The organism is Amycolatopsis sp. NPDC059021 (assembly GCF_042739895.1).
GTDB lineage: Bacteria > Actinomycetota > Actinomycetes > Mycobacteriales > Pseudonocardiaceae > Amycolatopsis.
Genome location: NZ_JBHYIQ010000049.1, coordinates 52,079 through 56,483, shown reverse-complemented (window position 1 = coordinate 56,483; position 4,405 = coordinate 52,079). Strand labels below are relative to the sequence as shown.

At 70.3% G+C, this 4,405-nt stretch carries 2 protein-coding genes and 1 pseudogene; 1 reads left to right on the top strand and 2 read right to left on the bottom strand.

Going from position 1 to position 4,405, the window contains the following annotated elements; all coding sequences use genetic code 11:
* Positions 1-69 precede the first annotated feature (69 nt).
* Positions 70-2,358 carry a hypothetical protein gene (locus ACFWX1_RS26835; protein WP_378391823.1) on the bottom strand — a complete coding sequence of 763 codons (2,289 nt, stop codon included), beginning with the start codon at positions 2,356-2,358 and terminating at the stop codon, positions 70-72.
* 92 nt (positions 2,359-2,450) lie between these two features.
* Here ACFWX1_RS26835 and ahcY point away from each other — a divergent pair, with 92 nt between their 5' ends.
* Positions 2,451-3,923 (top strand): adenosylhomocysteinase, encoded by a 1,473-nt coding sequence (ahcY, locus tag ACFWX1_RS26830; protein ID WP_378391799.1) that lies wholly within the window; start codon positions 2,451-2,453, stop codon positions 3,921-3,923.
* 68 nt (positions 3,924-3,991) lie between these two features.
* On the opposite strand, the pseudogene ACFWX1_RS26825 reads toward ahcY, so the two are convergent.
* Positions 3,992-4,405, bottom strand: a pseudogene (locus ACFWX1_RS26825) (ABC transporter substrate-binding protein); the annotation flags it as partial.

The following is a 4,405-nucleotide window of genomic DNA, read 5'->3' as shown; positions in this document are numbered from 1 at the left end:
CTCTGGGGCTCGTTTTATTTTATAAGAGCTAGGGCCCTCTGAGAGAGTCTTACGAGAGGAACGTCCCCTTCAGCGCACGGTGGGGAAGTCGCCGAAGAGGGCGCCCTGCTCACCCCACCGTTTCGACGGCTTTCCCGGCCGGGCAAGACCCGCGGCCATCGCGACCGCGTTGTCCCATTCCGGATCGACCAGGTAGTCCCGCTGCTTGAGGACTCCCGGCGCCCAGCGATGACGTCCGGTCGGCGCGCGCAGCGGGTCCGGGAGCCAATGGTCGCCGCCGAGGACGAGCACTCCGTGCGGATCCGGTTCGGCCGCGAGCGCGCCGACGCCGCCCTCGGGGAGATAGCCGTCGCCGAGCAGCTTCCCGGACGTCACCTGGTGCCGCCACGTCGTGACACCGCCGCCGAAGATGTCCGTTCCCCGGCACAGCGCTCGCCACCGGCCGTCGAGGTCGCCGAACAGCGCCGCGAGCGATTCCGGCGGCAGCAACGCGGGGAACGCGCGCTGGTAGCCCCACTGCAGTGGGGAACCCGCGGTCAGCAGGCCGACCCGTTCGAGGTCCTCGTCCGGCAGTTCGCCGGCCAGCCGCGACGCGGCGAGCACGGCGAGCAGGCTGCCCACGTTGTAACCCGAAAGCACGACCCGCGTGTTCGGTTCGGCGAGATGGTCCTTGACCCGGCTCGCGAGTTCCGGCACCACCTTCAGCGCGTAACACGGCGGGACGGTCGGATGCGCGGCGCGCGGCCAGAAGCACACCAGGTCCGCGAGCGCGCCGAGATGCCTGCTGCGCTGCGGGCTCTTCGCCGCGGTGTAGACCACGCGCAGCAGCCCGGCCGCCAGCGCGGCGAGCGCGAACACGCCGATGGCCGACAGGGGTTCGAACCAGCCGGGGTCCAGGCGGAAACCGAAGCGCACCACCAGGAGCGCGATCCCGCCCGCGGCCATCGCCAGCGCCACGGTGAGCGCCAGATGGTGCAGATGACGACGTTCCCACGCCGATCGCGCCCATGCCGAGGCCGCGTCCGCTTCCTGTTTTTCGTCCAGCTCCATCAGTTCCACGATCGCCGGGACGCCCCGGCGGCGACGACGCAGCGGGACGGCGACCGCGAAGCCGACGACGCCGAGCACGACGGCCAGGACCAGGCCGCCGCCCCACAGCACGGTGATCAGCCGGTAGGTGTCGGGCAGCCGGAGCCCGTCGGTGCCCGCCAGCTTTCGCGCCACTCCGGCGAGTCCGGCGCCGAAGCCGCCGCCGAGCAGCCCCGCGAGCGCGAGCACCGGCGCCGCCGCCCAGCCACCGGCCCACGGACGGAGCCGCCGCGGCTGGTCCTTCCAGGTGCGCCGGGCCAGCAGCGCGGCCGGGATCAGCGTCACCGCGAACAACACGGTGACTACGACCTGCGCGGCGCCGAGGCCTTCCACCGTCGGGTCCGTGCCGGGCAGGCGGTGCCCGCCCGAAGGCAGCGGCAGCGCGCGGATCGCGGCCACCACGACGACCAGCACCGCGAAGGAAAAGAGCGAGCGGCGCGCGAGCGGACCCGCGTCGGTGCCGATCGTGACGGTCAGGATCGAGGCGAGCACCAGCGCGAGGGCGCAGATCCACACGACGATGTCGAACGGCGCGTCCGGCACCCGCAGCGGGCCGCCGGCCAGGGGCAGCGCGACGGAGGCCAGCGCGGCGACCGTGTGCATGACCCGCAGGCCCGGCGTGTCGGGGTCGGTTCGCAGCCGGAGCGGGCCGAACCGGCGTACGCCGTCCGGGGCGTGCACCTTCCAGTTCGCCGACGAAATCCGGTGCAGCACCAGGATGATCACGAACAGCGGCAGCACGCCGATGGTCACGCGCAGCAGGGACGACTCGCGCAGCCACGACGGCGCCGAGGGGATACAGCCCGAGCCGGGGGCGAGACATTGTGTGGCGATCAGGTCCAGCGCGGTCGCGGAGAGCTGGCTGACCAGCAGCATCGTCAGCAGCAACGCGGCGATGCGGAGCAGGCCGCGGCACAGCGCTCCGAGGAACGCGGCGAACCGGCTCCCCGGCGGTACCGGGGGCAGCATCCAGAACGCGACATTGGCCAGCGAGAACGGGAACAGCAGCGCCCACGTCGCCTTCGCCGCGCCGCCCGAGGTCATCCCGCTCCAGAGGTAACCCTCGAGGGTGCGGGGGATCGACCGGCCCAGCGCGGACAGCACCGGCCCCGGCGCGGGGCGGCGCAGGCGGTCGGCGGGCCGGACGACCCTGCCGAGGCCGTCGCCGGCGACGTCGACCGTCGCGACCGAGTCCAGCAGGCTTTCGCCACTGGTGCCGACCAGCCCTGCGACGCGCAGTTCGACGATGCGGGTGTCGGGGCCTGGCAAGGGCACGGCGGGGGTCTCCTCAGCGTTCCAACTAGCGTCAAGGCGACAACGGTAGTGTTCGGATGTCGTCGAGTCTTGGAGGAACCGCCACTATGACCCCCGAAAGCGTTGCCCAGCGGCACCAGACCCGCAATGGCATCGAATTCGCCGTCGCCGACCTCGAAGCCGCCGAGTTCGGCCGCAAGGAGATCCGCCTCGCCGAGCACGAGATGCCCGGCTTGATGGCGCTGCGCCGGGAATACGCCGAGGTCTACCCGCTGCGTGGCGCGCGTGTCTCGGGCTCGCTGCACATGACGGTCCAGACCGCGGTGCTCATCGAGACACTGGTCGCGCTCGGGGCCGAGGTGCGCTGGGCCTCCTGCAACATCTTCTCCACCCAGGACCACGCCGCCGCCGCGGTCGTGGTCGGCCCGCACGGCACGGCCGAGGAGCCCCAGGGCGTCCCGGTGTTCGCGTGGAAGGGCGAGTCGCTCGAGGAATACTGGTGGTGCACCGAGCGGATGCTCACCTGGGACGGTGACGGCCCGAACATGATCCTCGACGACGGTGGCGACGCCACCATGCTCGTGCACAAGGGCACCGAGTACGAGAAGGCGGGCGTCGTCCCGACCCCGGACGAGAACACCTCGGACGAGTTCCGCGTGTTCCTCGAGCTGCTGCGTGCCTCCGTCGCGGCCGACACGGGGAAGTGGACGAAGATCGGCGAGGGCATCCGCGGTGTCACCGAGGAGACCACGACCGGCGTGCTGCGGCTCTACCAGCTCGCCGCGGCCGGCGAGCTGCTGTTCCCGGCGATCAACGTCAACGACTCGGTCACCAAGTCGAAGTTCGACAACCGCTACGGCATCCGGCACTCGCTGATCGACGGCATCAACCGCGGCACCGACGTCCTCATCGGCGGCAAGGTCGCGGTCGTCTGCGGGTACGGCGACGTCGGCAAGGGCGCGGCCGAGTCGCTGCGCGGCCAGGGCGCGCGGGTCATCGTCACCGAGATCGACCCGATCTGCGCGCTGCAGGCGTCGATGGACGGCTACCAGGTCAAGAAGCTGGAGAACGTCCTCGCCGAGGCGGACATCGTCATCACGACCACGGGCAACAAGGACGTCGTGATGGCCGAGCACATGGCTCGGATGAAGCACCAGGCGATCCTCGGCAACATCGGGCACTTCGACAACGAGCTCGACATGGCCGGGCTGGCGCGGTACCCGGGCGTCCGCCGGGTGAACATCAAGCCGCAGGTCGACGAGTGGGTCTTCCCGGACGGCAAGAGCATCATCGTGCTGTCCGAGGGCCGCCTGCTGAACCTGGGCAACGCGACCGGGCACCCGTCCTTCGTGATGTCGAACAGCTTCGCCAACCAGGTGATCGCGCAGATCGAGCTGTTCACCAAGCACGAGGAGTACGACAAGGAGGTGTTCCGCCTGTCCAAGAAGCTCGACGAGAAGGTCGCGCGGATCCACCTCGAGGCGCTGGGCGGCGAGCTGACCAAGCTCACCAAGGAGCAGGCCGAGTACATCGACGTCGACGTCGAGGGCCCCTTCAAGTCCGACCACTACCGCTACTGACGCGGAGCGAGCAAGGGACCTTTGCTATCGCCCGGCGATAGTAAAGGTCCCTTGCTCCTTTTCGCAGGTCAGGAACAGTTCGCGGTCATCCGTGAGGTCACGATGGTCACGGTCGTGCTGGACGGCGGTGTGCCCGCAGCGGGCGGCAGCGGGCACACTCGCACGAACGGCACGTTGTCCGTGCGGTTGCCGCTGTTGTCGAACGTGATCAGCCCGCCGGCGCCGGGTACCGACTGAGAGGACGACGAAAAGCCGCTGATCGCGGTGTTGACCTGGCTGCGCTGCACCGGTTTGCCCGAGGGCAGGGTGCGCAGCGCGGTGGAGACGGTGATCAGCGCGTCGTGGCCGTTCACCGCCCAGCCGTCGTCGATGTGCGCCAGGTCGAAGCCGGCGTCGGTGAACGCCTGCTCGAACAGGCTGAAGTTCGGGTTCCCCGGCAGTGACCGATCCCCGCCGCCGACGAGCGCGGAGAGCAGGCGCAT

Coding starts and splice junctions, on each gene's coding strand:
- ahcY (WP_378391799.1), top strand. CDS start 2,451: ATGACCCCCGAAAGCGTTGCCCAGCGGCACCAGACCCGCAATGGCATC.